The 24,683-nt window shown below is 60.1% G+C and carries 23 protein-coding genes; 6 read left to right on the top strand and 17 right to left on the bottom strand.

The window, feature by feature from the left end; genetic code table 11:
- Positions 1–56 precede the first annotated feature (56 nt).
- The 12 genes from AC2VLR_RS10160 to AC2VLR_RS10105 form a co-directional block, all read right to left on the bottom strand.
- Positions 57–770, bottom strand: a complete 714-nt coding sequence (locus AC2VLR_RS10160; protein ID WP_486882008.1) for a hypothetical protein — start codon at positions 768–770, stop codon at positions 57–59.
- A gap of 25 nt (positions 771–795) precedes the next feature.
- The gene (gene nhaA / locus AC2VLR_RS10155) at positions 796–2,661 is read right to left on the bottom strand and encodes a Na+/H+ antiporter NhaA (RefSeq protein WP_486882007.1); all 1,866 of its coding nucleotides are present in this window, start codon (positions 2,659–2,661) and stop codon (positions 796–798) included.
- A gap of 60 nt (positions 2,662–2,721) precedes the next feature.
- Positions 2,722–4,035, bottom strand: a complete 1,314-nt coding sequence (locus AC2VLR_RS10150; RefSeq protein WP_073653356.1) for a replication-associated recombination protein A — start codon at positions 4,033–4,035, stop codon at positions 2,722–2,724.
- A 51-nt stretch (positions 4,036–4,086) separates the two neighbouring features.
- Positions 4,087–5,394: an NAD(P)/FAD-dependent oxidoreductase gene (locus AC2VLR_RS10145; protein ID WP_073653355.1), complete on the bottom strand. Its 1,308-nt coding sequence runs from the start codon at positions 5,392–5,394 to the stop codon at positions 4,087–4,089.
- Positions 5,395–5,412: 18 nt separating this feature from the next.
- On the bottom strand, positions 5,413–6,243 hold the full coding sequence (fghA, locus tag AC2VLR_RS10140; RefSeq protein ID WP_007182551.1) for an S-formylglutathione hydrolase: 831 nt from the start codon (positions 6,241–6,243) through the stop codon (positions 5,413–5,415).
- A gap of 58 nt (positions 6,244–6,301) precedes the next feature.
- On the bottom strand, positions 6,302–7,636 hold the full coding sequence (locus tag AC2VLR_RS10135; protein ID WP_034007262.1) for a DUF3422 family protein: 1,335 nt from the start codon (positions 7,634–7,636) through the stop codon (positions 6,302–6,304).
- Positions 7,637–7,818: 182 nt separating this feature from the next.
- Positions 7,819–8,217, bottom strand: coding sequence for a VOC family protein (locus tag AC2VLR_RS10130; RefSeq protein WP_034007259.1), 399 nt, complete (start codon positions 8,215–8,217; stop codon positions 7,819–7,821).
- Between the two features lie 43 nt (positions 8,218–8,260).
- Positions 8,261–9,370 carry an S-(hydroxymethyl)glutathione dehydrogenase/class III alcohol dehydrogenase gene (locus AC2VLR_RS10125; RefSeq protein ID WP_011871467.1) on the bottom strand — a complete coding sequence of 370 codons (1,110 nt, stop codon included), beginning with the start codon at positions 9,368–9,370 and terminating at the stop codon, positions 8,261–8,263.
- A gap of 59 nt (positions 9,371–9,429) precedes the next feature.
- On the bottom strand, positions 9,430–9,705 hold the full coding sequence (frmR, locus tag AC2VLR_RS10120; RefSeq protein ID WP_023093413.1) for a formaldehyde-responsive transcriptional repressor FrmR: 276 nt from the start codon (positions 9,703–9,705) through the stop codon (positions 9,430–9,432).
- A 282-nt stretch (positions 9,706–9,987) separates the two neighbouring features.
- Entirely contained in the window at positions 9,988–10,878 is an 891-nt protein-coding gene (locus tag AC2VLR_RS10115) for a carbon-nitrogen hydrolase family protein (RefSeq protein WP_073653353.1), read from the bottom strand.
- Positions 10,875–11,483 (bottom strand): GNAT family N-acetyltransferase, encoded by a 609-nt coding sequence (locus AC2VLR_RS10110; RefSeq protein WP_457869843.1) that lies wholly within the window; start codon positions 11,481–11,483, stop codon positions 10,875–10,877. The genes AC2VLR_RS10115 and AC2VLR_RS10110 overlap by 4 nt, the downstream gene beginning before the upstream one ends.
- A gap of 1 nt (position 11,484) precedes the next feature.
- Positions 11,485–11,892 (bottom strand): ketosteroid isomerase-related protein, encoded by a 408-nt coding sequence (locus tag AC2VLR_RS10105; RefSeq protein WP_073653351.1) that lies wholly within the window; start codon positions 11,890–11,892, stop codon positions 11,485–11,487.
- A 154-nt stretch (positions 11,893–12,046) separates the two neighbouring features.
- On the opposite strand from AC2VLR_RS10105, the gene AC2VLR_RS10100 reads away from it, so the two are divergent.
- Positions 12,047–12,952, top strand: a complete 906-nt coding sequence (locus AC2VLR_RS10100) for a LysR family transcriptional regulator (RefSeq protein WP_073653350.1) — start codon at positions 12,047–12,049, stop codon at positions 12,950–12,952.
- A gap of 150 nt (positions 12,953–13,102) precedes the next feature.
- Here AC2VLR_RS10100 and uvrB read toward each other — a convergent pair whose 3' ends face one another.
- Both uvrB and AC2VLR_RS10090 read right to left on the bottom strand, forming a co-directional pair.
- Complete coding sequence (gene uvrB, locus AC2VLR_RS10095) at positions 13,103–15,079, bottom strand: excinuclease ABC subunit UvrB (protein WP_034007101.1); 1,977 nt, start codon at positions 15,077–15,079, stop codon at positions 13,103–13,105.
- A gap of 374 nt (positions 15,080–15,453) precedes the next feature.
- The gene (locus tag AC2VLR_RS10090) at positions 15,454–15,885 is read right to left on the bottom strand and encodes a DUF488 domain-containing protein (RefSeq protein ID WP_034007103.1); all 432 of its coding nucleotides are present in this window, start codon (positions 15,883–15,885) and stop codon (positions 15,454–15,456) included.
- A gap of 480 nt (positions 15,886–16,365) precedes the next feature.
- Between AC2VLR_RS10090 and AC2VLR_RS10085 the strand changes: the two genes are divergently transcribed.
- Together AC2VLR_RS10085 and AC2VLR_RS10080 are read left to right on the top strand one after the other, a co-directional pair.
- Positions 16,366–17,307, top strand: coding sequence for a LysR family transcriptional regulator (locus AC2VLR_RS10085; protein ID WP_073653349.1), 942 nt, complete (start codon positions 16,366–16,368; stop codon positions 17,305–17,307).
- 466 nt (positions 17,308–17,773) lie between these two features.
- Entirely contained in the window at positions 17,774–18,988 is a 1,215-nt protein-coding gene (locus AC2VLR_RS10080; RefSeq protein WP_023093406.1) for a glutathione-independent formaldehyde dehydrogenase, read from the top strand.
- A 31-nt stretch (positions 18,989–19,019) separates the two neighbouring features.
- Here AC2VLR_RS10080 and AC2VLR_RS10075 read toward each other — a convergent pair whose 3' ends face one another.
- The gene (locus tag AC2VLR_RS10075) at positions 19,020–19,235 is read right to left on the bottom strand and encodes a hypothetical protein (RefSeq protein ID WP_486882006.1); all 216 of its coding nucleotides are present in this window, start codon (positions 19,233–19,235) and stop codon (positions 19,020–19,022) included.
- Positions 19,236–19,472: 237 nt separating this feature from the next.
- Between AC2VLR_RS10075 and AC2VLR_RS10070 the strand changes: the two genes are divergently transcribed.
- Positions 19,473–20,363: a LysR family transcriptional regulator gene (locus tag AC2VLR_RS10070; protein WP_023103878.1), complete on the top strand. Its 891-nt coding sequence runs from the start codon at positions 19,473–19,475 to the stop codon at positions 20,361–20,363.
- Positions 20,364–20,385: 22 nt separating this feature from the next.
- Here the strand turns inward: AC2VLR_RS10070 and AC2VLR_RS10065 are convergent, their stop codons facing one another.
- Complete coding sequence (locus AC2VLR_RS10065) at positions 20,386–20,679, bottom strand: helix-turn-helix domain-containing protein (RefSeq protein WP_009459591.1); 294 nt, start codon at positions 20,677–20,679, stop codon at positions 20,386–20,388.
- Here AC2VLR_RS10065 and AC2VLR_RS10060 point away from each other — a divergent pair.
- Complete coding sequence (locus AC2VLR_RS10060; protein ID WP_196996638.1) at positions 20,637–21,452, top strand: substrate-binding domain-containing protein; 816 nt, start codon at positions 20,637–20,639, stop codon at positions 21,450–21,452. The genes AC2VLR_RS10065 and AC2VLR_RS10060 overlap by 43 nt on opposite strands.
- Positions 21,453–21,570: 118 nt before the next feature.
- Positions 21,571–22,539 carry a Dyp-type peroxidase gene (locus tag AC2VLR_RS10055; protein ID WP_034007106.1) on the top strand — a complete coding sequence of 323 codons (969 nt, stop codon included), beginning with the start codon at positions 21,571–21,573 and terminating at the stop codon, positions 22,537–22,539.
- Between the two features lie 38 nt (positions 22,540–22,577).
- Here AC2VLR_RS10055 and AC2VLR_RS10050 read toward each other — a convergent pair whose 3' ends face one another.
- Positions 22,578–24,521 carry a tyrosine-type recombinase/integrase gene (locus AC2VLR_RS10050; protein WP_073653347.1) on the bottom strand — a complete coding sequence of 648 codons (1,944 nt, stop codon included), beginning with the start codon at positions 24,519–24,521 and terminating at the stop codon, positions 22,578–22,580.
- Between the last annotated feature and the right edge of the window lie 162 nt (positions 24,522–24,683).

Genomic DNA, 24,683 nt, shown 5'->3' with positions numbered 1-24,683 from the left:
CTGCCCACGATCCGCCAGAATCATTGCCCACCATCGCCCAGAATCACCGCCCACGATCATTCAGAATGACTGCCCACGATGGGCCAGAATACGCAGGTGAACAGAATCCAGTCGCGATCCTTCTTCGGCAGGTCCTTCCACGGTCGGTCAACGTCGTAGCCCATGCTGACCAGGATGTCGCGCAGGTTCTGGCCTTGCCAGGCGGGGGGCCAAGAGGCGATCGCCCGCTCGCGGATGCTCAGGGAGGGATCGGGCACCATGATGGCCTCGGTCACCTCGTACACATGGCCCAGGCCGTGGCAGGCCGGGCACGCTCCCTGCGGCGTGTTGGGCGAAAAATCCTCGGCGTACAGCATCGGCTGGTTGGCTGGGTAGGCGCCGGCGCGCGAATACATCATCCGCACCAGGCTGGACAGGGTGGTCACACTGCCCACGGAGGAACGCGCGTTGCTGGAGCCCCGCTGCTGCTGCAACGCCACCGCCGGCGGCAGGCCGTCGATCGCATCGACGTCCGGCACGCCGGCCTGGTCGATCAGGCGCCGCGCATAGGGGGCCACCGACTCGAAGTAGCGCCGCTGCGCCTCGGCGTAGATGGTGCCGAAGGCCAGCGAGGACTTGCCGGAGCCGGAAACGCCCGAGAACACCACCAGCGCGTTACGCGGGATGGAAACGTCCACCTCTTTGAGGTTGTTCTCGCGCGCGCCGCGCACTTCCACCATGCCGCTGGCCGCAGCGGTACAAGAGGATTCACCGAAAGAATTGTTTGGCATGTTTTTATCCTGTAGTTCGTCCCGCTCAGGACGGGACTTCCTGAGTTCGGGGGCCGCGGCGACTGGCTTCGAGCGCTGCGGTGACAGTGCGGGCGTCGTAGCTGCCGCGCAGACGACGACCCTCGACGAAGAACGTAGGCGTGGCGTGCGCACCGCTGGCGACCGCACTGGCGAGGTCGCGCTCGACACGCTCGATCACCGCGGTGCTGTCGAGATCCGCGGTGAACCGTTCGACGTCGAGTCCAAGCTCGGCGGCGTAGCCGATCAGATGCTCGCGCTCCAGCGCATGCTGACGGGTGAACACGAAGTCCAGCCACGGCCAGAACATCCCCTGGTTCGCCGCTGCCTCGGACGCCCGCGCGGCGATCGGCCCGTGCGGGTGGTGCGGCAGATGGCGCACCACATACCGCAGGTCGTCCCCAAAGTGGGCACGCAGATCGTCCCAAGAACCGGTGGCGTGCGCACAGTACGCGCACTCGAAGTCCACGTACTCGACGAGTGTGAGCTGGGCGTCCTCCGGCCCGCGAATGTGATCGACCTCGGGATCGACTGGCGGCTCAAGCACCATCGGCAGATCGGCAGTTTCCTCACCCCACTTGCGAGCGGCGACCTTGAAGATGAGCCGCCCGAGCAACGTAGCGAGCACCATCGACACGAGCACGCCAACCGTCGCCTGGCGGTCCAGGTCGGAGGTCGTGCCGAACGCGAGCCCGATGATGAGCAACGACACGGTGAACCCGATCCCGGACAGTGCCGCACCACCGAACACGCTCCCCATCCCGACGCCCTCGGGCAGCCGGCCCAGGCCGAGACGGACGGCGACGAGAGTGATGAGCCCGATGCCCAGGAGCTTGCCTAGCACAAGCCCTGCGATGACGCCCCAGGTCACGGGCGAGCCGAAGGCCTCAGCGAGCAGCCCACCACGCAGGTCCACCCCTGCGTTCGCCAAGGCGAACACCGGCACGATCAGCAGCGCCGTCGGCAGCCGCAGGAACTCGTGCAGCCGCTCGTTCACCGAGATACCCCGGGACAGCCCACAGTCCACCGCGCGGGCCGATGCGGCACTCGGAGACTGCCAGAAGTCACGGAACAACTGTCTTGCCGCGACGACCTTGTGTCGTTGCGTTGCGTAGGCGGGAATCAGGAGCCCCGCGGCCATCCCGGCGAGGGAGGCATGGATGCCGGAGTACACGGTCGCGAGCCACAGCACGATCACGATCAGCACATAGGGCGTTGCCCGCCACTGGCGGTTGCGCCCTAGCAACCACAACCCGACGAGACTGGCGAGGGCGATCAGCAACGGGATGACCCGGATCTCCTCGCTATAGACGATGCCGATGATGGACACGGCGAGGAAGTCATCGACCACGGTCAGGGTGAGCAAGAACACGCGCAACTGACCGGATAACCGCGGGCCGACGATCGCCAGGGTACCCAGCATGAACGCCGTATCGGTGCCGACCACCGCCCCCCACCCGTGCAGGCCCTCACTTCCGGCCAGCCCCACGATCAGGACATACACCAGCGCGGGAAGCACGACACCCGCGACACCCGCGATCAGAGCGAGACGGGCACGGCTGCGGTCCCTGAGCGATCCGTGGGCGAACTCCTGACGCACCTCCAGGCCGATCAGGAAGAAGAAGACCACCATCAGGCCGTCGTTGACCCAGTGATGCAGATCCATGTGCAGGCCCAGCGGCCCGAAGTCAAACCCGACGTCCAGGTGCCACAACTCGAAATAGGCATCGGATAGCGGCGAGTTCGCCCACGCCAGCGCCACGACCGTGACGATCACCAGCAGCACCGCAGCACCAGACTCCGTGCGCAGATAGCGGGCAACGCGTCCCCGGCTGATATTCGCCGAGGATGCACCGAAAGAAGTGGCTGACATGTTCTTATCCTGTTCCTGTAGTTCGTGAAGTCGCGTTGAGCCGGTTTCGGAGGCGACCGGTCAGGCGTCCGCCTCTGGCAGCGTCCCATCATCCAGCGAGCGCAGCCAAGTAAGCCTTTCTCCCAGCCTGCGCTCAACACCTCTGTCCGTTGGCTGATACCAGCCCGGCCGCGCCACGCCCTCGGGAAAATAGCTTTGCCCAGCGGCGTAGCCGTTGGGCTCGTCATGGGCGTAGCGGTAGCCTTCGTGATACCCCATCTGCTGCATCAGCTTCGTCGGCGCATTGCGAAGATGGAGAGGCACAGGCAGGGAGCCGCTGTTCTTGACGAAGGCCTTCGCCTTGTTCCAGGCGGCATAGGCAGCGTTCGACTTGGGGGCGGCAGCAAGGTAGGTCGCCGCGTGGGCAATCGGTATTTCGCCTTCGGGGGAACCCAGCCTCTCATAAGCCAGCGCGGCATTGAGCGCCAGTTGCAGCGCCTGCGGGTCGGCATTACCGATGTCTTCGCTGGCTACTACCACCATGCGGCGGGTGACCTGGCTGACGTCGCCGCTACCGTCAAGGATGCGGGCCAGCCAATACAGGGCCGCGTCGGGGTCGGAGCCGCGCAGCGACTTGTGGAAGGCCGAGAGCTGCCAGTAGAACTCGTCACCGCCCTTGTCGAACCTGCGCAGTGATGGGCTGGTGGACAGCCTGGCGAACTCGCCATCGACCACGGCCTTGCCAGCGCCCGACGCAGCATTCGTCACCTGTTCAAGCAGATTGAGGAAGCGCCTGCCATCGCCATCGGCGAAGCCCTTGAGCAGGTCCAGCGCGTCCGCGTCCAACGTGACGCCCTGGAGATGCGGCAGTGCGCGTTCATAGAGCTGGCTCAGTTCGTCGCTGGACAGCGGTTCGAGGGTATAGACCTGCGCGCGCGAGAGCAGTGCGGAATTGACCGCCAACCCCGGATGCTCGGTCGTCCCCCCCACCAGGGTCAGGAGCCCCGACTCGACATGGGGCAGCAGGGCATCCTGCTGCGCCTTGTTGAAGCGATGGATCTCATCGACGAACAGCACCGTCGATCGACCATGGTTGTCCAGTTCAGCCTGGGCCTCGTCGATGGCTTGCCGGATGTCCTTCACCCCGGCAAGCACGGCCGAGATGGCGATGAACCGGCTGTCGGTCGCACTGGCGGCCAGGCGCCCCAGGGTGGTCTTGCCCACGCCTGGCGGCCCCCAGAGGATGAACGAGTGCAACTTGCCCGCCGCGAACGCGAGACGCAGCGGCTTGCCGGGGCCCAGCAAGTGCCGTTGCCCGACGAATTCGTCCAGCGTCTTGGGCCGCAGGAGTTCGGCCAAGGGAGGCTTGGGCTTTGTCGTGAATAGATCGGTCAAGTTCCTCTCCCTGGCATTTCTGATAGTTGACGTTCCGATAACGTTGGCACCTCAATCCAGGGAGGCGGATTTATCCAACGCCGTGGGCTCTTTGTCGCTAATCGCATGCATGATGATGCGAGAGCCCCGGTAGCCGATACTGTGGTTCCATACCCAGCTCAAAGCGACGCTGAGACGATTTCGCGTACCGATCAGAAAGTAGATGTGCGCCAGCTTCCAGATCCACCACGCAAAGGCACCTCGCAGCTTCACCCGCCCCATGTCGATCACCGCCAGGCTGCGGCCGATGGTGGCCAGGTTACCCTGGTGCCGGTACTTGAAGGGCCCGTCAGCGGGCTTGCCCTTCAGGCGCCGTCCAATGAGGTTGGCGACGTACTTGCCTTGCTGCTTGGCGGCCGGGGCGATGCCCGGCACGGGCTTCCCATCGGCCATGGTGCACGAGGCGGTATCGCCGATGACGAAGACCTCCGAGCGACCGGCCACCGTCAGGTCAGGGCCAACGACCACTCGACCAGCACGATCAGACGCAGCACCCAGCCAGCGGGCTGCGGGAGACGCCTGGACCCCGGCGGCCCAAACGATGGTCTTGGCCGAAAGAGGCTTGCCGCCATACACCACACCGTCGGCCGAGCATTCGGTGACCGGAGTACCCAGCACAACCTCGACCCCGAGTTTTTCCAGTGCCTGGCGCGTATAGGCCGAAAGGTCCTCTGGAAAGACGGACAACAGACGCGGGCCCGCCTCGATCAGTACAACCCGCGACGTGCTCGGGTCGATCGAGCGGAAGTCACGCGCCAGCGTGTCTCGCGCCAGCTCGGCGATGGTTCCGGCCAATTCAACCCCGGTGGGACCACCACCGATGATGACGAACGTCTGCAGCGCGGCACGCTGCTGAGGATCGCTCGTGCGCTCGGCCTCCTCGAAGGCCGCGAGGATTCGGCCGCGAATGGTCGTGGCATCTTCCAGCGTCTTCAACCCCGGTGCGAAGGCCCCCCATTCGTCGTGTCCGAAATAGGCGTGGGTAGCGCCTGTCGCGAGCACGAGCGTGTCGTAGGTTTGCCGCGAGCCATTGTTGAGAATGACCTCGCGTGCGTCCTGGTCGATACCTTCCACTTCCGCCATCAAAGTGTTCACTTCCGGGCGATTGCGGAAGAGATAGCGAATAGGCCAGGCGATCTCCGATGTCGAGAGTGACGCCCCTGCAACCTGGTAAAGCAAGGGTTGGAACAGGTGATGATTGCGCCGATCGATGATCGTCACATCGACCTCGGCACCAGCAAGCTGGTTGGCAACCTCGATCCCGCCGAAGCCCGCTCCGATAATGACGACGTGATGTCGGTTTCTGGAGGTCTTTGTCATGACCTGATCTCCTCTCTCTCAGCGTTTCAGCGCCGATGCGTGGTGTGCCATATGCTCGCCAATGAAACTGGCAATGAAGTAGTAGCTGTGGTCGTAGCCTGGGCGAAGATTCAACGTGAGCGGGTGCCCCGTCTCGTCGCAGGCTTTGCGCAGCAGGTCGGGCTGGAGCTGGCTCTCCAGGAACTCGTCGCCCAAGCCCTGATCCACCAGCAACGGCAAACGCTCCTGCACGGTGCGAATCAGCTCCACGGTGTCGTACTGCTTCCACACTTCCCGATCGCTGCCCAGGTACGCCTCGAAGGCCTTGTGCCCCCAGGGCACCTGGGTGGGGGCGACGATGGGCGAGAAAGCCGAGACGCTTCGATAACGGCCCGGGTTGCGCAGGGCAATGACCAGAGCACCGTGCCCCCCCATGGAATGGCCGCTGATGCTCCGCTCTGCTGTCACGGGAAAGTGGGCCTCGATCAGCGCCGGTAGTTCCTGCACGACGTAGTCATACATCCGATGATTCGCAGCCCAGGGTTCCTGTGTGGCGTTGACGTAGAAACCCGCCCCCTGTCCAAGGTCATAGGCAGGATCGTCGGCGACGCCTTCGCCGCGAGCGCTGCTATCGGGTGCGACGACGGCAATGCCATGTTCGGCCGCGTAGCGCTGGACGGCGGACTTGGTGATGAAGTTCTGCTCGGTGCAGGTGAGACCTGAAAGCCAGTACAGCACCGGCACCTTGCCGTGCTGTGCCTGCGGAGGCAGATAGACGCCGACCTTCATCGTGCAGCCGAGCGTCGTGGATTCATGCTGATAAACGTCCTGCCAACCATCAAAGCTGGCGTGATGTTCGATGCGTTCCATGTAGTTCTCCTATGTTCAAAGGAACGGCGCAGCTCTCGCGCGCCAGGACGGCAGCTCGTCAGGAAGATTTCTCTTCCGCTGCCGTGTCGCCGTGGGCGTGTCTGATCCTGCGCACGATCCACCAGATCGTCAGCATCACCGCAGGCACCAGAACCGCCATCACCGGCGCCACGCTGTCGTGAACCATCGGAATGCCCTTGAGCAAATAGCCGAGAAGACTCACGACGTAATAAGAAATTGCCGCGACCGACAGGCCTTCGACGGTTTGCTGAAGGCGCAATTGCATCTTGGCCCGGTTGTTCATCGACGCAAGCAGATCGCGGTTCTGGCGTTCAAGCTCGACGTCGATCCATGAACGCAGCAACGCGATGGCCCGGGTCAGCTTGTCGGAGAGCTTGGCCTGGCGCTCCTTTACGGATTGGCATGTCCGCATGGCGGGAGCGATGCGACGCTGGAGGAAGTCCGCCCAGGTGCAGTACCCGGACACGGCCTCTTCCGAAAGCGCTGCCAGCCTTTCCTCGACGATCTCGTAGTAGGCACGGCTGGCGCCGAAGCGATAGAGATTCGCTGCAACGCCAGCTTCCAGCTCGGCAGCCAGGCCGGTCAATTCGGACAGCAGCACGTCACTGTCGCGCCGTTCCACCAAGCTCGTACACATCTCGTCGGTGATCGCCGCAAGGCGCGACTCCATGCGTCGCAGCTCCGACGTCATCGATCGTGTCAACGGCAGGGACAGCAAGGCCAAGGTGCGGTAAGTCTCGATCTCCAGCAGACGTTGAGCCAGCGCACCCGCCCGTGCCGGGGTCAAATCGCGGGCCAGGACGAGGATCTGCGTCAGGCCATCCTCATCCTGTCGGAAGTCGGTCAGGATGGCGGCAGAGCCGTTCTCCACCAGCGAGTAGCACAGGCTGGCAGGATCGAAGCGATCGGCCTCCTTCTCCGTTTCCGGCGTCCACGGAAGAAGTCTCAAACGGATGCCGGATACGACCGGGCCGGGAGGAACAAATCCATGCTTGAAAGGATTTTCGCCGCATGGCTCTCCCGTCTCGGAATCCAGCGAAGCGCACCAGAGATACGTCGAGAACTCGGTGTGCTTTTCGCAGTGCAGGTCTCCCTCGTCCCATGTCACGCCGTGGAGCGGCGTAGCGTGGTCGGGCTCGGCAACGCCGAAGCGATGAGACAACTCGCTCATCGCCATCTGATCCCTGGCCTGGTCGCCTTCGGTCATGAAAGCGAGCTGCAATATGCCGCGGGGGGCCTGAATCAATAGATGTGGGCGCGCGTGTACTTCACCCACGGCTGCAGCACGATCGGCATAGGCCGGCATGCCGTACACGGTGGCGCTCGGGGCGGGTTGTACGGTCGTCGTATTGATGTTGGCCGGCTCTTTCATAACGACCTCATTTCTTCTTGGTTGAAAAACACGCTTCAAAGCAAATGCCCGCAGCCATGCGTTTCGCACATGGCTGCGGGCCGATCTTCATGAGCAGGCACCGCTCTACACGGTCCGTCTAATAGGCTTGCCGTGTAGAGGCTTGTGCTGGCCCTTTCAGAACGCCCTCAGCTTCCTAGCTTTCAGACGAAGGTGTACGAGCAAACCTTGTTGCCTGCCGGATCACGCAGGTAGGCAGCATAGGCACCCGGCAGGTGGCCACGCGGGCCAGGCTGGCCCTCGTCGGTGCCGCCTGCGGCAAGGCCGGCGGCGTGGAAGGCATCCACTTCGGCGGGGGTGGCGGCCGCAAAGCCGATCGTCACGCCGTTGCTGGAAGGCGCTTCACCATTGCCCGGACGGGCGATGATGAAAGCCGGCTTTTCGCGACCGAAAAGCACCCATCCGTTGCCGAAAGGACCGAGGTTCTTGATGCCGAGAGCACCCAGAGCGGCGTCATAGAACGCGGCCGACTTCTGGACGTCGGCCGCGCCGATGAAGACGTGCGAGAAGATGCCGTCGCCGGAAATGACAGGATTGGACATGGTTAATTTCCTTGATGGTTGGTATTGAATGGATAGTGGGTGATCAGTAGTGGATCACCGTGCGAATCGACTTGCCTTCATGCATCAGGTCGAAGGCGTGGTTGATCTCGTCGAGACCCATGGTGTGAGTGACGAACGGGGCGAGATCGATCTCGCCTTTCATTGCGTCTTCCACCATGCCCGGGAGCTGGGTGCGCCCCTTGACCCCACCGAAAGCGGAGCCCTTCCAGGTCCGGCCGGTGACCAACTGGAACGGACGGGTCGAGATTTCCTTGCCGGCACCGGCGACGCCGATGACGATCGACTGGCCCCAGCCACGATGGGCAGCTTCCAGAGCCGAACGCATCACGTTGACGTTGCCGATGCACTCGAAGGTGTGATCGACACCCCAGCCGGTCATCTCGATCAGAACCTCGTGAATCGGCTTGTCGAAGTCCTTCGGGTTGAGGCATTCGGTCGCGCCGAAGGTACGAGCCAACTCGAACTTCGCCGGATTGGTATCGATGGCGATGATGCGGCCCGCTTTGGCCTGGCGTGCCCCCTGAATCGCAGCGAGACCGATGCCGCCGAGGCCGAAGATGGCCACCGAGTCGCCGGGCTGTACCTTGGCCGTGTTGTGCACGGCGCCGATGCCGGTGGTCACGCCGCAGCCCAGCAGGCAGACGTGCTCGGGGTTGGCGTCCGGGTTGATCTTGGCCAGCGAGACTTCGGCGACGACCGTGTATTCGCTGAAGGTCGAGCAGCCCATGTAGTGGTAAAGCGGCTGACCGTTGTACGAGAAACGAGTCGTACCATCGGGCATCAGCCCCTTGCCCTGGGTTGCGCGAACCGCGACACACAAGTTGGTCTTGCCGGACTTGCAGAACAGGCACTCGCCGCACTCGGCGGTATAGAGGGGAATGACGTGATCGCCAGGCTTCACGCTGGTCACACCTTCACCCACCTCCACGACGATACCCGCACCTTCATGACCCAGCACGACCGGGAAGAGACCTTCGGGATCGTCGCCCGACAGGGTGAAGGCGTCGGTATGGCAAACGCCGGTATTCGTGATCTTGATGAGCACCTCGCCCTTGCGCGGCGGCTCGACGTCGATCTCGACGATTTCCAGCGGCTTTCCTGGCCCGAAGGCAACTGCTGCACGTGATTTCATGATGTCGCTTCCTTTACTAGCTAACTAAATTTGCCCTCACCGAGGGCACCCTGGTGCCTCTACCGCAGATAGGAGCGGACGATAGAGATGGTCTCGTCAATGGACTTGTTCTGCGAATCGCTCCTGATGTCACTACGGGGAAACTCTTCCCGCAGATAGCTCTCCAGAACGGTTGCCATCAATCCGTTGACTGCCCCACGAACGGCCGCAAGCTGCTGAAGAATTGCAGGGCATTCCGCACCTGCATCGAGCGCTTGCTCAAGAGTCGCTACCTGACCTTTGATGCGCCGGATGCGCGTCAGTGCTTGCTTCTTTTCTTCCGGGCTGTGTGGCATCGAACACCTCTCTACTTGGGTACACCGCCGCATTATACAATACTCCCCCATAGTATATGCGGCCGAACTTCGCCACAAATTCTGTGCTCTTCGAGCACTCTTACAGGCTAGTACAGGTTTGTTCCCAAGAAGCGCAAAACATTCAAATCAATGAATATTTCTTGCATGTATCGACAGCATCGGGGCAAGTTCAAAACTGGTCAAACTGGAAAAATCTATGCGCAGATAGACATGATCTATCTAAGCCGACTCATCGAGTTGAAGCTATCAAGATGAGACCGGCTAGGCGACCTGAAGACCCGAGTGCCGAGCTTTCCGCAGTGCAGGCAACATCTGTCCGTCCCAGTCACGATCGACCGCCACCTGGGCCTGTTCTTGGTTTCGTTCGAGTGCTTCAACGTCAAGATCACCGATCGCCCATGTCTGCGTGCCGCAAGTCCTCGCGAGAATGCCATCCTCGGGGAATCCACGATCCATGGGTGCATAGATCGTGGCCTCGCCAGTGTTCGTGTCCAGCGCCGGACTCCAGTCAGCAGCTCCGGTCGTGACGGCCTGCGCGATGAACATTCGGTTCTCCAGTGCCCGCGCCATGCAGCCCACACGGACCCGGGTTGCACCGGCTTGGGTGTCGGTACAGCTCGGGACCAGCAGCAGGCGTGCCCCCGCCTCCCGCTGGGCTCGCACGGGCAATGGAAACTCACTGTCGTAGCAGACAGCGATGCCGGTACGCACGCCATTCAGGTCGAAGACCTTGAGTTCGTCGCCACCCTCGATGACGCCGGTGTCTTTCTCGAACCCCGTCAACTGCAATTTGTCCTGGTAGTCACGCGTGCCGTCCGGCGCAAACCACCACGCCCGGTTGCGATAGCGATCCGGTCCAACCCGGGTCAAGAACGTACCAGCCTGAATGGTCATGCGCAGCTCGCGCGACAGGTCGGCGTAAAGTGCCAGCCACGCAGGCTGCAAGGCCTGCAGCGCGGCCAGCGAGGCGTTGAAATCCTGGCGGATGCCAGGCTCGAACATCGCAGCCAGTTCGAGGGACAGATATTCGGGCAACACGGCCAGTTCCGCTCCGGCACGGCTCGCCTCCTCCAGAACCCGCCGCTGCCGCGCTGCGAATGCCTCGAAGCCCGTGGGCTGACCCACTGCGTATTTCGCAACTGCTACTTTCATTTCGCGTTCTCCAGGGCGTGCAGCCACATCGTGAGCGTCTGCTCGGTTTCGCTCGGCTCACCCACCTGTTTCCAGGGCAGCGTAACCTTCATGTCCGACTGTCGCACGTAGCCACGACGGGTCCAGAAGGGATCATTACTGCGGTAGTTGGAAGGACGCCGGGGATCGTCGTCTGCTCGATCCACCGACGCGAACGATGTCCACTGCATGCCGCCCAACGAACGGGCATGCGCTTCGCGTTCGTCAAAGAAGCGATGGCCCAGGCCACGGCCCCGGAAGGCCGGGAGCAGGACTGATTCGCCGCAGTAAAACACTGCCTCCATCGGGATTCCTCGATCGGCGAACGGCACCTGGAAGGCCGGCTCCGCATCGCTGAGCGGCAACCCCGTGGACGCACCCACGACCACGTCATCTGCGAGCGCGAGCACCAGCAGGCTGTCTGCCGAACGGGCGTACATGGAAAGGTAGTGCTTCTCGTATTCGATGTCGCCCTCGTACAGGTATGGAAAGCTGCGGAAGACCTTCGCCCGCAGATGTGCCACGCTGTCGAACCATTCGGCAATGTCCGGCCCACGACGAACCAGCACCTGCACGTGGCTGGTCATTTCAGGCGTCCCCTCCGACCTGTGCGATCCAGTCGCCGAGGTTGTAGTAGTTGGTGACACGAGCGATCTTGCCATCGTGGATCTCGAAGAAGGCGCCGCCCGGCAGCACGTAGCGCTGACCCTGGGCTTCCGGCAGCCCGTCGTCCGTCACCTTGTATTCGCCATGCACCACGTACTCCGCGCCTGCGCGCAGGCCGTCGGCGCTGGCCATCACCACGATCCCGCGCAGTTGCTCGCCATAGCAGCGGTCCATGCGCTGCAGGAAGGCGCGGAAGGCTTCGCGACCGACCTCACGAGCACCCTGGTTCAGGTCGTGCGCGACGTCATCGGTCAACATTGACAGCATGGCCTCGCGGTCGCCGCGGTTGAAGGCGTCGTAGTAGGCAGTGATGAGAGTCGCAGCGTTCATTCGCGGTCCTTGTTGTGTTGTTCGGAGCGGAGCACTCCGGGGTGTTGCCAGTTTGGGCAACCACGCCTCCCTTGTATATGGAATTGTTGCGATTTTATAATTCCTAAATCTGGAATAATTAACGAGCAGCAAAACCGGCCATGAGGCGTGCGTCATGAACAAGGAAATGGAACTACTGCGCATCTTTCGGGTGGCGGCTGAAAGCAGCAGTTTTCGCGATGCGGCAGTCCGGCTGGGGACTTCTCCGCAAGGTGTCACCCGTGCCATCCAGCAACTGGAGCAACACTACGGCGAGGTGTTGTTTCATCGAAGCACGCGCCAGGTGCGCATCACCGCCTTCGGCGAAGGGCTGTTAGACCAAGTGCGCCCCGCATTGGAGCGGTTCGAGGATCTGTGGCGAACGCCTGGCTCCGACCAGCAGGCATCCCTGTCCGGTACGGTTCGCATCACCGCACCGCACAGCTTGGGCACCAGAGCGGTACTACCGGCACTGGAGCGCGTGGCCGCGCGTCATCCCGGCATCACGCTGGATGTGCGGCTGTCCGATCGCATCAGCAATACGGTTGACGAAGGGATTGACGTCGGGATCAGGGTCGGATTCATGCGCGATAGCCGCTTCGTCGCACGCAAGGCCGCCGACATGAGACTCCCCATCATTGCCGCTCCGCGCCTAATCAAGAAAGTGGGTGTACCTGAAAACATCGATGCGCTAAGCAGCCTGCCGGTTACCGTGGCCTTGGATATCAATACCGGCCGTCCCTGGCCTTGGCACTTCAAGGCGGGACGCCAGTGGACGCCTGCCGCACCCACTCTCGTCGCCGACAATGCCGACATGGAAATGGGGGCGGCGCTGGCCGGGATCGCGTTCGCGCAACTGGCGGACTACATGGCCGCCCCCTACATTGCCAGCGGGAAGCTCGTGCGAGTGCTGGAGAACGAAGAACCTCCGGCATGGGGGTTGTACGTCTATCGGCCTCAGCGTGGCCCCATTCCGGGGAGGGTTCGAGCGGTATTTGATGAAATGCTGGTCGCCGTTGGATCGTTGCCAGCCTTGCGCTGACACGTCGCAAGACGCCGTAGGGCACACGCCTTGGAAAGCGGGGCACTGAGCCTCGGCGGCTCACCCCCCCAGTTGAATGATGAGCCGACCGTCTGCCCGCTTGCGCCATGTGCAGATCGGTCGGCCATGCAACCCAATGCCGGCGAACGATTAGATGTAAATGAATTGCCGGTACAACCCATCCAACTGACGACGAATGTCTTCGACGCGCTGCTCGTCACCGGTATCGGTAAATTCGAGTAGCTGCTGTTCCTTGGCGGTGATCTGATCGCAAAGGTCGGACAAGTTCTCGCAGAAAGCCTCGGAATGAACGGTGGGCTCCTCCGTATTCGTCTCTTCTCCTGCTAGTTTTCGCACAGACGAGGCTGGAGAAATCCCATTTTCCTCGTTAAAGGCAATTTGAAGCTGCCTGCGCCTATTGGTCTCATCGATCGCCTGCTTCATCGCCGGCGTCACCGCGTCGGCGTACAAGATCGCCTTGCCGTTTTCATTTCGAGCGACTCGACCGATCATCTGAATGAGCGCATGGGCCGAACGCAAGAACCCTGCACGATCTGCATCGAGAATGGCAACCAATGATGCCTCTGGAATATCCAGCCCTTCGCGCAAAAGACTAATCCCAATCAAAACATCGAACTCTCCTGCGCGCAGGCCGTTGATGATCTCAACACGATCCTCCGCTTTTATGTCCGAATGCATGTAGCGCGCTCGAATCCCGTTGTCCGTCAAGAAATCCGTTAGCTCTTCTGCACTGACCTTCGTCAGCGTAGTCACAAGCACTCGATTCTTTCTCTTCACGCACTTCGATATTTCGGCAAGCAGGTCATCTATGTATCCATCCGCTTTCCGCACTTCAACCTTGGGGTCAAGCAGTCCCGTTGGCCTGATAACCTGTTCGACAACCCTGCCTTTCGACACCCTCAGCTCGTAGTCGCCCGGAGTAGCGGAAACAAAGATGGTCTGAGGCTTGACCTTCTCGAACTCGTCAAAGTTCAATGGCCGGTTGTTCTTCGATGAAGGCAAACGGAACCCGTAATCGATCAGCGTGTCCTTGCGCGCCTGATCCCCCCGGTACATTGCGGATATCTGTGGCACCATGACATGAGATTCATCGACGAACAGCAGCCCGTCTTTCGGCAAATAATCCAGCAACGTGATCGGAGGAGAAGCTGCGTCTCGGTCGCTGAAGTAGCAGGAATAATTCTCCATCCCCGAGCAATAGCCGACCTCGCGCATCATTTCCACGTCATGCGTGATCCGCTCGTACAGCCTGTTTGCCTCGACCAAGCGATTATTCCTGTTCAGCTCGGCAACCCGCTCTTCCATATCAGCGAGTATCTTTTTGGATGCGGAATCTATTTTGTTCGTGGGCGGTGCGAAAAGCGTTTTTGGCGAAACCAAATAATGATCTATCTCTCCCAACGTCTTGCCGGTAACAGGGTCCATCCATTGGACAGACGCAACAGTGTCATCCAGCAGCTCCACCCGAACTGCCCTGTACTCGGAATCAGCGGGGAAAATATCGATCACATCACCTTGGACGCGGAATGTTGCACGCTTGAGAGTGCGCTCAGTGCGATCATATTGCAGCAAAGCCAAGCGACGAATTAGCTCTCTCTGGTTTAGTTTGACCCCAGGGGACAGAGCGATCTGTAGCGCTCGGTACGCATCTGGATCACCCAGGCCGTAGATTGAAGACACCGAAGCGACGACGATCACGTCACGACGCTCAATCAAGGATTTGGTCGTGGACAGGCGCAGGCGCTCAAGGTGGTCATTGATGGCCGAGTCCTTTGGAATGAAACGATCGGTGCCCGGCATATAGATTTCGGGCTGAAAATAATCGTAGTAGGAAACGAAGTACTCGACCGCGTTCTCAGGAAAGAAGTGCTTCATTTCACCATAAAGCTGCGCGGTCAACGTCTTGTTAGGAGCCAAGATCAACGTAGGCCGCTTCAGACGATGAATCACATTGGCCATGGTGAAGGTCTTACCTGAGCCGGTGATACCTTTCAGCGTCTGGTGCGTCGCACCTTCTTCTATGTCCGACAGCAGGCGCGCTATCGCCTCTGGCTGGTCCCCCGCCGGCGTATAGTTGGAGTGCAGAATAAACATACCGGTTGACATTAGATATCTCCTAATTGAGCTACTTCAATTTGTCCTGATGTATCGGCTATTTCAGAAGACCTATAGCAGTACCAAACTGTGGTGTAAATGACGGCGATCCTGCCGTGCCCCACCTGGGCGTAGGCGTCGCCAACATGATAGCCCAACACACGGGCGGGCTTCCCGGTACATATCCTCCAAGCACCACGACGCCAGCCAGCGGCCCGTCTGCCAATGCACCTGAAGCACTTGCCTTGTTGAGCACCGACATCGAGCCGTGGCGGGCGAGCTTGCTCTGTAGGCCAAATGTGTGGCGCTGGCTCCCGTCGATACGTGCCTTTGTCGCTCTCAGCCCTCAAGACGAGGTGCTGGAGGCGCGGAGCTATGTCGCCCCTCTAAAGATGCACGATCTCGACATTCGGCCATTTGCCTGCAAGGTACTCGGCCACTAGCCTCCGATGGCAGTGATGGGGCTTGTCTTCGCTACAAAGCAGGCAACTGTTATCAATCTTCTCTTTATCGATTGATTCGATCTTTCGGGACGACATTAAATCCAGAAATTTACTGGCGTAGATATCCCAATCTCCACCTTTTATTTTATATTCATCGAACATTTCTTTGGTTGGAGCAAGTGCCGGTAGATGCTCATACTCCATCCCACACAATGCCTCGGAGAAATACCGAAGATCCTCGCGTTTTGCGAAACCCGCCAATTGCGAAACATTATTCAGGCGTACATCGACAAGGCGCTCGGCACCAGAAGCACTTAACTTGTTGAAGAAGGACCGCGCGGAGGTCTTAGTGAATCCAATCGTGAATATCTTCATCTGCCTTATTCCTCTCGTTCCTTCATCCATAAATAGCTGTTATTGAGTTACCGTCAGGCATGCCCGTCAATCGCAGCTAAGGAAACGCTGGGGGAGCATGGTGTACTAGCTGCGTCACAACGGGCACGGCTCGTTGCTTCAACGGCTCGCGGCCACGACCCGAACAGCTCAAGAGCTTAGCACCGCCTTTTGCGGTTGCGTGCCTCACCACTCCCGCTTATTCCCTTCCAGAACGCGCCAACTGCTAAGCTACATGAGGACGACTCGCCCCACAGCGCGAAGCACCTTTGTTCGCGCAATTGGCTGTCCCGTGCGTTGTGGTGCTGGCCGTCGATGACGAGCCGAGCCTACTGTATGGGCACTGCGCGCAACAGCCTTTCATGCGTGCCACCTACGTGACCAAGGTTGGACGCAGATCGAAGCGTGCACAGGCTTTTAATGAAAGTATAAAATCTAATCAACTTTATCAGAAGAAAATCTATGATCGTAAGAAACTTTGAATACTTGCTTGCTTTGCACCGTGAAGGCCATTTTGGCAACGCGGCCAAAAGCTGCAATGTTTCTCAGCCGACACTCTCCGCGGGCATCAAGCAATTGGAGGAAGACATGGGTGTCGAGATCGTGCGTCATGGCCGACGCTATGACGGGCTCACTTCTGAAGGGATGCGCGTACTGTCCTGGGCTCAGCAGATGTATGACGACTGCAAAGGGCTGGAGCGAGAACTCTCCGCACTACGGCGGGGTATAGAGGGGCAATTCCGGCTAGGGATACTCCCAGGAACTGCCGGTGTAGCGCCCACATTAAGCATCGCCCTTGCCGAAAAAACACCTTTACTCCAACAATCAGTTCTGGTTTCCGGCGCCTCTTCCCTGCTGCAGGCGATTCGAGAAAACAATTTGGATATCGCACTCATGCATTTGGAGGATATCCCAGGGGAAGACTTCGATACTCACCTTCTGTACCGTGAACGCATTTTCCTTTTTCACGCCGCAAGAACACAGCAACCCCGAAACACAACGTGGGACCATGTTCTCAATAGACAACTCTGCCTGCTGAACTCGGCAGTACCTGAACCCATTCAAGATAGACTGACGCAATGTACCGCGCAGACTATTAGCACTGATTCAATTGACGTGCTATCGGCACACGTGGCGACAGGAAAATATTCGGCAGTTCTTCCACAATCTCTCGCCGGCCAACTCGCACACATTCCGAATCTCCACGCAATCGCAATCAATGGACCAATGTCGCACTCAAATGTCGGATTCGTTGCAGGGAAAAATGCGTTCGAGGCACCATCATCTCGCGCATTGCTCGAAATGGTACACACCCCAGAACTGGCCGCCACTCTTCAATCCGTTATATCGATCCACCGTCGGTTCCAGCCCAAAGCAGACTCATCCCAAAGCCCCCTGAAATAGCGAGTCTTGAAGAGCAACCTGTATTGCTTCAACCAAGCAAAGATTGCAGGCATGCCGTGTGCGCCACTAACAGGCGCCACGTGCTGAGCAACCCATCGAAGGCCACTAGGGGGCCAGGGACAACACAGAGAACAGGAGTGCCTGCTGTATGCGGCCTCCACATGTCTCGCTGGGTCGAGCTGACCGTTCCTAGATCGGCTACGAGGCGCGATGTACTGATGATCGTTGTCCTCTCCCAGCGAAGAGACGAACACGGCCCGACGAGCCGGCATAGATAGATCGTGCCTATCTGCACATAGATTATTCCAGTTTGACCACTTCTGAGCTTGATCCGATGCTGTCAAGACCGCAGAAGGAGACGCGGCCAACGGCTAGGCAGTACCACCATCGTTCTTCTTGACAGCGGTAAGTCTCGTTTCCCACTTCGATTTAGAAGATGGAAACATTAACGCACAGAGGTGACGAAATGACTCCGACCGGTAACCGAATCGTGACTTTCGAGAAGCCCTTGGAAATGAAGGTCAACACCTTCAAATTTCCAGAGCTGATAACCCCTCAAGGGAAAAGCGCACCCCACGGCGCCATCCTCAAAATAGTTACCACGAATATCTGTGGCAGCGACCTTCATATTTATCGCGGTTCGTTTGCTGTTCCCAAGGGAATGACCATGGGCCATGAAATGACCGGCGAAGTGATCGAAGTGGGATCAGACGTCGAAGTCGTGAAGAAGGGTGACATCGTTTCCGTTCCCTTCAATGTGGGTTGTGGGCGTTGCTACAACTGCAAGCATATGCGGTCTGATGTATGCGAGAACACCAACCCGGAAATCGACTGCGGAGCCTACGGGTTCAACCTCGGCGGCTGGACGGGGGGCCAAGGTGATTATCTCTTCGTACCTTATGCGGATTTCAATCTCCTGCGCTTCCCTGACAAGGATGCCGCTATGGAAAAAATCCGCGACCTGACCCTTCTCTCTGACGTACTACCCACAGCTTTCCATGGGTTCGCTGGCCCTGACTGGCCAGCAGCACCGGCCTACGTCGTCGGCGAAAACATCCTGATCTTCGGTGCCGGGCCTGTCGGCAGAGCGGGTGCCGCCTGCGCCAGACTTCTGGGTGCAGGCGCTATTATCGTTGCCGATTACATTCAAGAGCGGCTGGACCTTCTCAAGCCACACGGCGTGGAAACCATCAACCTTTCCGACGGCGTGCCGATCGAGGAGCATCTCGAACGCATTACCGGGCACAGGGAGGTGGACCGCGTCATCGACTATGTTGGTGTGGACTGCCGCGGGTTTGGTGCGGAAGCTGACAAGATCGTGGAGAGCGCTGTTACCAACGCAATGCTCAAATATGTCCGCTTCGGCGGAATGACCAGCACGGTCGGCGTGTACTGCGCAAACCCGATCTCGAAAGACCCGAAAGCCAAGAAAGGCCATATGGATCTGGAATGGTCCAACGCCTGGATCAAGTCGCCGCGAATGTCGGCTGGTCAATCTCCGACGGCCAACTACAACCACGCGTTAATGCGGGCGATACTGAATGATCGCATGCCTTACCTTTCGCCGATGATGAACACCAAGTTCATCAAGCTCGAAGACGCGCCCGCCGCGTACAAAGAGTTCGACGCGGGTTCTGCATACAAGTACGTCATCGACCCGCATGGTTCAGTGCGGCATTAAGCATCCGGCGCGGGCTAAGTATCAGGATGTCTCACACTTCCTGGTGAGAGGCATTCTGGTCCCGCCAGTCTCCGGGCAGCAACTGGAGCCGGCGAATATTTTCGCCGGCATTTGCCGTCTGCCCCAGGGTACTTGCCTTGGCTCGGACCAGGAGCAGAGCCTCAGCAATCCGCAGGTGATGATCAACCGCAAGCGTGTTCGAGCGCTTGGTTCGCAATCGGCCAAGGGTCAGACGGGGACGATGCACGGCATCCATTGACGTGCGTGGCTGGAGATAGCCTTCGTCTGATCCTTATCACCCCACGGACTTGATCAGGCTCGCCTGGTGTTGTGCCTGCCTCGGGCCATCGCACGGTCAACCCAGCCCTGGCTCATTCAGCCAGAAGTTTCCAATGATGTGGCCGAACTCGCCGCCGCCAGAATGGCAGTCACTTCTATAGGGAGATAGCACAGTGTTGGATAAGTCGGAACGGGAGGGTGGCCTATGGAGCTGCGCCATCTTCGCTGCTTCGTAGTTCTTGCTGAGGAGCTACATTTCACGCGGGCGGCTGAGCGCCTGCATATCGAACAACCACCGCTATCACGAGCCATCAAGGAACTTGAGGACGAGTTGGGCGTAGTGCTCTTCGACCGAAACCGACGAGGAACAGTTCTAACGGCGGCGGGCGCGGTCTTCTTGCAAGATGTTCGCCGTCTATTCACAGTGCTGGAACAGGCTCGTGAAAATGCCAAGGCTGTGGCATCGGGCTTGCGCGGTAGCCTGCGCATCGCTGTATCAGATGGGGCTATCGATCCACGGCTGTCGGCATTTCTGGCTCGTTGCCGCGCCGAGGAGCCGGAGATCGAAATACGCTTGTCAGAAGTGCCTCTGGCAGAGCAAGTGCGTGGCTTGCGTTCGGGCGACTTCATGATCGGGTTCGCGCACACGGGCGATGTCGGCGACGGTATCGCTGCCGAACCAATCTGGCACGACCCGCTGGTGATTGCGGTGCCAGCTCGTCACTCATTGCTCACCTACAAGGAGGTGCCACTTCAAGAACTTCAAGGCCATCCACTTGTCCTGTGCGACCCGCAGGTATGCGAGGGCTATTGCCGCGAACTCAAGCGGCTGCTCAACACGTTGGAGCACAAGCTGAATGTTGTCGAGGAAGTGTCCTCGCTGGACATGATGCTCACGTTGGTCGGCGCCGGCTACGGCATCGGCTTCATGACGGCGACCAAGATTCCCATCTCCCAACGGCCGGATGTGGTGATCCGCCCCTTGGCGATGGATTCTGCCGTGATCACCACCTACCTGCTTCGGCCCGACGGCGGCAATTTATCGGCTTCGGTGGAGCGATTTATCGTTCGCCTTCGCGACTCTTCGGACGGTTGACGGAGCCTGGCAGGCTAGACACTCAGGGATCAGTGTCGGCACGCAGATTGCGTTCGGTCGCCGTCATCAGGTCAGCCGCGCTTATTCCAAGTGCCGTAGAAATTTTCAGTATGAGCGGAAGCGTGGGCACGTGCTCACCACGCTCGATCTTACCCATGTGAGAACGCGAAATGCTTGCCCGAGATGCGAACTCGTCTTGCGCGACTCCTTGAGCGACGCGCGCAGCGCGCACGGCCTGTCCGAAGGCTAACGCCGACTCGGATTCATACGTCGATGTGCCAGAAGGACGGCCTGGCTGAATTGTTGATTTCTGCATTAGCAGAAGCGTCAAACAATCTGCCACAATTAACCACGTTAAAGATAACGACGTTAAACTTCACTCTTTCCTGCAACGCTGGTTTGCCTTTCTGGACAGATCGCTTATTGGGGGCCCTCATGCATGACGCCACCAGCCAGTTTTCCCATTTCAGGCTTGCTATCGCGCCCGGAGTGCCATCCTCTTGCCTCACAACGCTTCTTGCCCTACAGCGCGCGGAGGAACCAGAAGTCACCATCACGTTCTTTGAGACCTCAGCCGATGATCTGTTGACGGGCCTTGAGGAAGGCCGGTACGACGCTGGAATGTCGCTTCGGAACGCTGGTGCTCCGGCCGTGAAAAGCCAACCGCTCTGGGTGGAGAACGTGGCTGTTGCAATGCCGCTGGGGTTCCCCTTAGTTGCCCAGGCGAAGATCACGCTTGCCGAGCTTCTGGACTATCCGGTGTTTTGCTGGCCGGCGGAGGCTTGCCTACTGCTGGATCAGCGACTGTCCTCCCTTCCGTTGAGCCAACAGAGCATTCAGCATGTGACTTCGTTCGAGATGATGGCGCTTTGGGTGACCGCTGGCTACGGAGTGGGGCTCTCCGCGCAATCGCGCATTGAGCGTGCCCATGCGTGGGGGATCACTATGCGACCGCTTTCAGACGGCCCCTACGAGATCGTGACATACCTGCTGCAGCCCCACGGACGAGCCAATGCTGTTTCTGAGCGGTTCGAGCACAGGGCAACGCTGGTTGCCAAGGATAGGGCGGCTTGCTCGAATATCCCATAGCCCGCTCTCGCCGAGACTGCGTTCGGGAAATTACAGCGGCACGCGCTTGTTAGCGCGCCAGTGATAGCGCTTCCATCTCTGGCAACATGATGAATTCACATGGTCTTTGGAGGCACGAATGGTTGGAAGTGGTTGGGACCGAGTACCAATTGACTCGCAAAGCATCGATGCGCCGCTGTCGCGCGCGGCGGTTTTTCTCACGTTGACGGTCGCCGAGGGCCGCGAGGCCCTTCATGCGGTCGCCGGCGTCTTGGACGGGCTGGACGACCTGATCAAAACGGTGGGCTTCCGCGATCTCAACGGCCGGCTGTCGTGCATCACTGCGCTGGGATCGACGCTATGGGACCGTTTCCAGACCGGGAAGCGCCCGAAGGAACTGCGACCCTTCGCGCCCATCGAGGGTGCCAAGCACACCGCACCGGCCACACCCGGCGACCTGTTCTTTCACATCCGTGCCGAACGCGAGGACCTCTGTTTTGAATTTGAGCGCCTGCTGCTGGACCAACTGGGCAGCAGCGTGACGGTGGCCGACGAGGTGGTCGGTTTTCGCTACTTCGACTCCCGCGACCTGCTTGGCTTTGTCGATGGCACGGCCAACCCGACCGGGCACGACATCGGCGCCTCGACGCTGGTCGGCAGTGAAGATCAGGCGTTCGCCGGCGGCAGCTACCTGGTGGTGCAGAAGTATCTGCACCAAATGCAGCCGTGGGCTCGGCTCGCCAAGGACGAGCAAGAGCGGATCATCGGCCGGGAGATCGTCAGCAATGTCGAATTGCCCGACGCGACGAGCGGCCAGAAATCGCACAAGACCCTCGCCACGATCGTGGACGACGACGGCATCGAGCACGACATCCTGCGCGACAACATGCCCTTCGGCCGCCCCGGCCAGGGCGAATATGGCACCTACTTCATCGGCTACTCCAGGCATCTGTGGGTGACGCAGAAGATGCTGGAGCGCATGTTCCTCGGCGATCCGCCAGGCATGCACGACCGCCTGCTCGATTTCTCGACGGCGCACACCGGCGCCGTGTTCTTCGCTCCCGCACCGCGCACGCTGAGCGAACTCGTGGAGGCGGTGCAAGCGTAATACAGGGGCCGGCAAGGCCCCTGCAAGGTTTGAGAGCCCTATGCTCCGTCTAGAACTACTGCGCTATCCACCAGCCGACGAACGCTTTGCCGCACATTCTCGGGGATGGGGTACGGGGCAATGGCCTCGGGCATATCCGCATGGTGCTGGTAGTCGCCCATGATGACCCGGATGATCGCCGGCACGTTGGTCGGCGTGACCGCATCAATGGCCGCGCGGTCCCCCAGGTCAGGGTGCGGCTGGGTCAGCATGCGGTACAGATCCCACGAATCCGCGTGCGGGCACTGGTTCATGAGCACCTGGGCCAGCTTGTGCTTGAGCGGCACCAGTTGCCAATCGGGAACACGCTGCCCCCGATTGCCCAAACTGATGGACAGCAACTTGCCCGCTTTCAGTTCGCGGTTGATCTGGTCCTTGGACTTTCCGGCCAGCTTGCCGAACAGTGGGACCGGCAAGCTGCTTGGAGACTCGTAGATGGTCAGCATTTCCTCGCGCTCGCGCTGGATCGCGGACACTTCCGGCTCTGGGGCATGCGTCGGAGGCGGAGGCACCTGAGACAGCCGCTGGAACGTGATCCCGCCGCTGCTCGGGGTTACGACAATAGGCGTGGCCACGACGGGCGGGACGCCGGGAGGAGTGGGCTCGGCCATCGGGAGGGTCGCATCCACCGCCTCCTCCACTTCTGCCATCGCCGGCACCCCGTCGATACGGATGGTCAGGTGCGCGCTCGCGGCTTCCACTTCGCCCTGTTCGAGCAGGTCGAGCCGATCGGCCCAGTCCTGCATCATCCGACGGCGCGGCTCAACGTACTTGGCGTGGTTGTAGGACGAACTCACCTTGTTGGGGTCGGAATGGGAAAGCTGCGCGTCCACCCAAATCTTCGGGTAGCCAATCTCGTTGAGCGCCGTCGAGATGGTGCCGCGGATGCCGTGGCCGGTCAGGCGCCCCTCATAGCCCATGAGCTGCACGGCCTTGTTGAGGGTGTTCTCGCTGATGCGCTTCTTGAGTTCGCTGCGGTGTGACAGCAGGTATCTCTGCGCTGGCCGCATCACCCCCAGGAGATAGCGCACGATCTCGATGGCCTGCAGGGATAGCGGCACGATATAGGGGGGCACATCCTGCGGCCGCTTCCCTGCCTTGCGCATTTCATCCTGGAGCTGCTTGACGATCTGCGGTGGGATGATCCACAAGCCCCTGTCGAGGTCGAACTGTTCGGGTTCGGCCAATCGCAGTTCGCCGGTGCGCACCCCGGTCAGGAACAGCAGCCGGACGCCAAGCTGGGTCTGCCAGCCACGGGGGTTGTAGAGCCGGAGCTTCTGGAGGAACTCGGGCATCTCGGGCAGGTGCAGGTAGGGGTTGTGGGCTACCGGGGGCTTGGGTTCGGCTACCACGTCCAGGTCTGCGGCCGGGTTGACCTCCAGCCCCTCGGCGATGACCAGGGCATAACGGAACATCTGGTTGAACCAGGTGCGGACCTTTTCCGCAGTGGTGAACGCCTTGCGCTTCTCGATCGCCGCCAGGACGCCCAGAAGCTGAGGGCGGCGAATATCATAGATCGACATCTTCCCCAGAGTGGGCAGCACGTCTTTGTTAAAGATGCGCAGGATCTGGGAAAGCGTGCTCTGACGGCCTTCCTTGAGTTCCTTGCGGCGATGCTCGACCCAAGCATCGAAGACGGTCTTGAAGGTGTATTCGCCCGCCAGCTTGGCAGCGTGCCGTTTCTGGTCGCGCTCGACCTGGGGATCGATCCCCCTAGCGAGCAGGGCCTGGGCCTTGTCTCGCTCGGTCCGGGCCTCGCGCAGGCTGAGAGCAGGATAGCCGCCTAGGCAAAGGCGCTTTTGCTTGCCCAGCCAGTAGTAGCGGAATTGCCATGACTTGCCGCCTGCGGCTGAGACCATCAGGCCCAGGCAGTCGTTGTCGGAGAGGGTGTAGCGTTTTCCGGTGGTCTTCGCCTGCCGGACGGTCAGATCAGAGAGCGCCATTTCGAGACTCCTAAGTAATGACTTAGGCCCTATGCTCGTCATGGTCCCCGCTCAGCCCCAGCAACTATCCGGTAGCCGACCCACCCGTATTCTTGTGCCTTATTTGGTCACTCAAAAACGGTAGCTGTGGGTGGATTTCCGTGGCACTCGCTGGAATGAAAA

The sequence above is a fragment of the Acidithiobacillus sp. TH-A117 genome (assembly GCF_057473465.1).
This window is presented reverse-complemented; position numbering and strand designations above follow the sequence as displayed.

Excerpts from the sequence above, each read along its gene's own strand:
- AC2VLR_RS10160 (WP_486882008.1), bottom strand. The coding sequence starts at position 770 with ATGCCAAACAATTCTTTCGGTGAATCCTCTTGTACCGCTGCGGCCAGC.
- nhaA (WP_486882007.1), bottom strand. The coding sequence starts at position 2,661 with ATGTCAGCCACTTCTTTCGGTGCATCCTCGGCGAATATCAGCCGGGGA.
- AC2VLR_RS10145 (WP_073653355.1), bottom strand. The coding sequence starts at position 5,394 with ATGACAAAGACCTCCAGAAACCGACATCACGTCGTCATTATCGGAGCG.
- fghA (WP_007182551.1), bottom strand. The coding sequence starts at position 6,243 with ATGGAACGCATCGAACATCACGCCAGCTTTGATGGTTGGCAGGACGTT.
- AC2VLR_RS10135 (WP_034007262.1), bottom strand. The coding sequence starts at position 7,636 with ATGAAAGAGCCGGCCAACATCAATACGACGACCGTACAACCCGCCCCG.
- AC2VLR_RS10130 (WP_034007259.1), bottom strand. The coding sequence starts at position 8,217 with ATGTCCAATCCTGTCATTTCCGGCGACGGCATCTTCTCGCACGTCTTC.
- AC2VLR_RS10125 (WP_011871467.1), bottom strand. The coding sequence starts at position 9,370 with ATGAAATCACGTGCAGCAGTTGCCTTCGGGCCAGGAAAGCCGCTGGAA.
- frmR (WP_023093413.1), bottom strand. The coding sequence starts at position 9,705 with ATGCCACACAGCCCGGAAGAAAAGAAGCAAGCACTGACGCGCATCCGG.
- AC2VLR_RS10115 (WP_073653353.1), bottom strand. The coding sequence starts at position 10,878 with ATGAAAGTAGCAGTTGCGAAATACGCAGTGGGTCAGCCCACGGGCTTC.
- AC2VLR_RS10110 (WP_457869843.1), bottom strand. The coding sequence starts at position 11,483 with ATGACCAGCCACGTGCAGGTGCTGGTTCGTCGTGGGCCGGACATTGCC.
- AC2VLR_RS10105 (WP_073653351.1), bottom strand. The coding sequence starts at position 11,892 with ATGAACGCTGCGACTCTCATCACTGCCTACTACGACGCCTTCAACCGC.
- AC2VLR_RS10100 (WP_073653350.1), top strand. The coding sequence starts at position 12,047 with ATGAACAAGGAAATGGAACTACTGCGCATCTTTCGGGTGGCGGCTGAA.
- uvrB (WP_034007101.1), bottom strand. The coding sequence starts at position 15,079 with ATGTCAACCGGTATGTTTATTCTGCACTCCAACTATACGCCGGCGGGG.
- AC2VLR_RS10090 (WP_034007103.1), bottom strand. The coding sequence starts at position 15,885 with ATGAAGATATTCACGATTGGATTCACTAAGACCTCCGCGCGGTCCTTC.
- AC2VLR_RS10085 (WP_073653349.1), top strand. The coding sequence starts at position 16,366 with ATGATCGTAAGAAACTTTGAATACTTGCTTGCTTTGCACCGTGAAGGC.
- AC2VLR_RS10080 (WP_023093406.1), top strand. The coding sequence starts at position 17,774 with ATGACTCCGACCGGTAACCGAATCGTGACTTTCGAGAAGCCCTTGGAA.
- AC2VLR_RS10070 (WP_023103878.1), top strand. The coding sequence starts at position 19,473 with ATGGAGCTGCGCCATCTTCGCTGCTTCGTAGTTCTTGCTGAGGAGCTA.
- AC2VLR_RS10060 (WP_196996638.1), top strand. The coding sequence starts at position 20,637 with ATGTGCCAGAAGGACGGCCTGGCTGAATTGTTGATTTCTGCATTAGCA.
- AC2VLR_RS10065 (WP_009459591.1), bottom strand. The coding sequence starts at position 20,679 with ATGCAGAAATCAACAATTCAGCCAGGCCGTCCTTCTGGCACATCGACG.
- AC2VLR_RS10055 (WP_034007106.1), top strand. The coding sequence starts at position 21,571 with ATGGTTGGAAGTGGTTGGGACCGAGTACCAATTGACTCGCAAAGCATC.
- AC2VLR_RS10050 (WP_073653347.1), bottom strand. The coding sequence starts at position 24,521 with ATGGCGCTCTCTGATCTGACCGTCCGGCAGGCGAAGACCACCGGAAAA.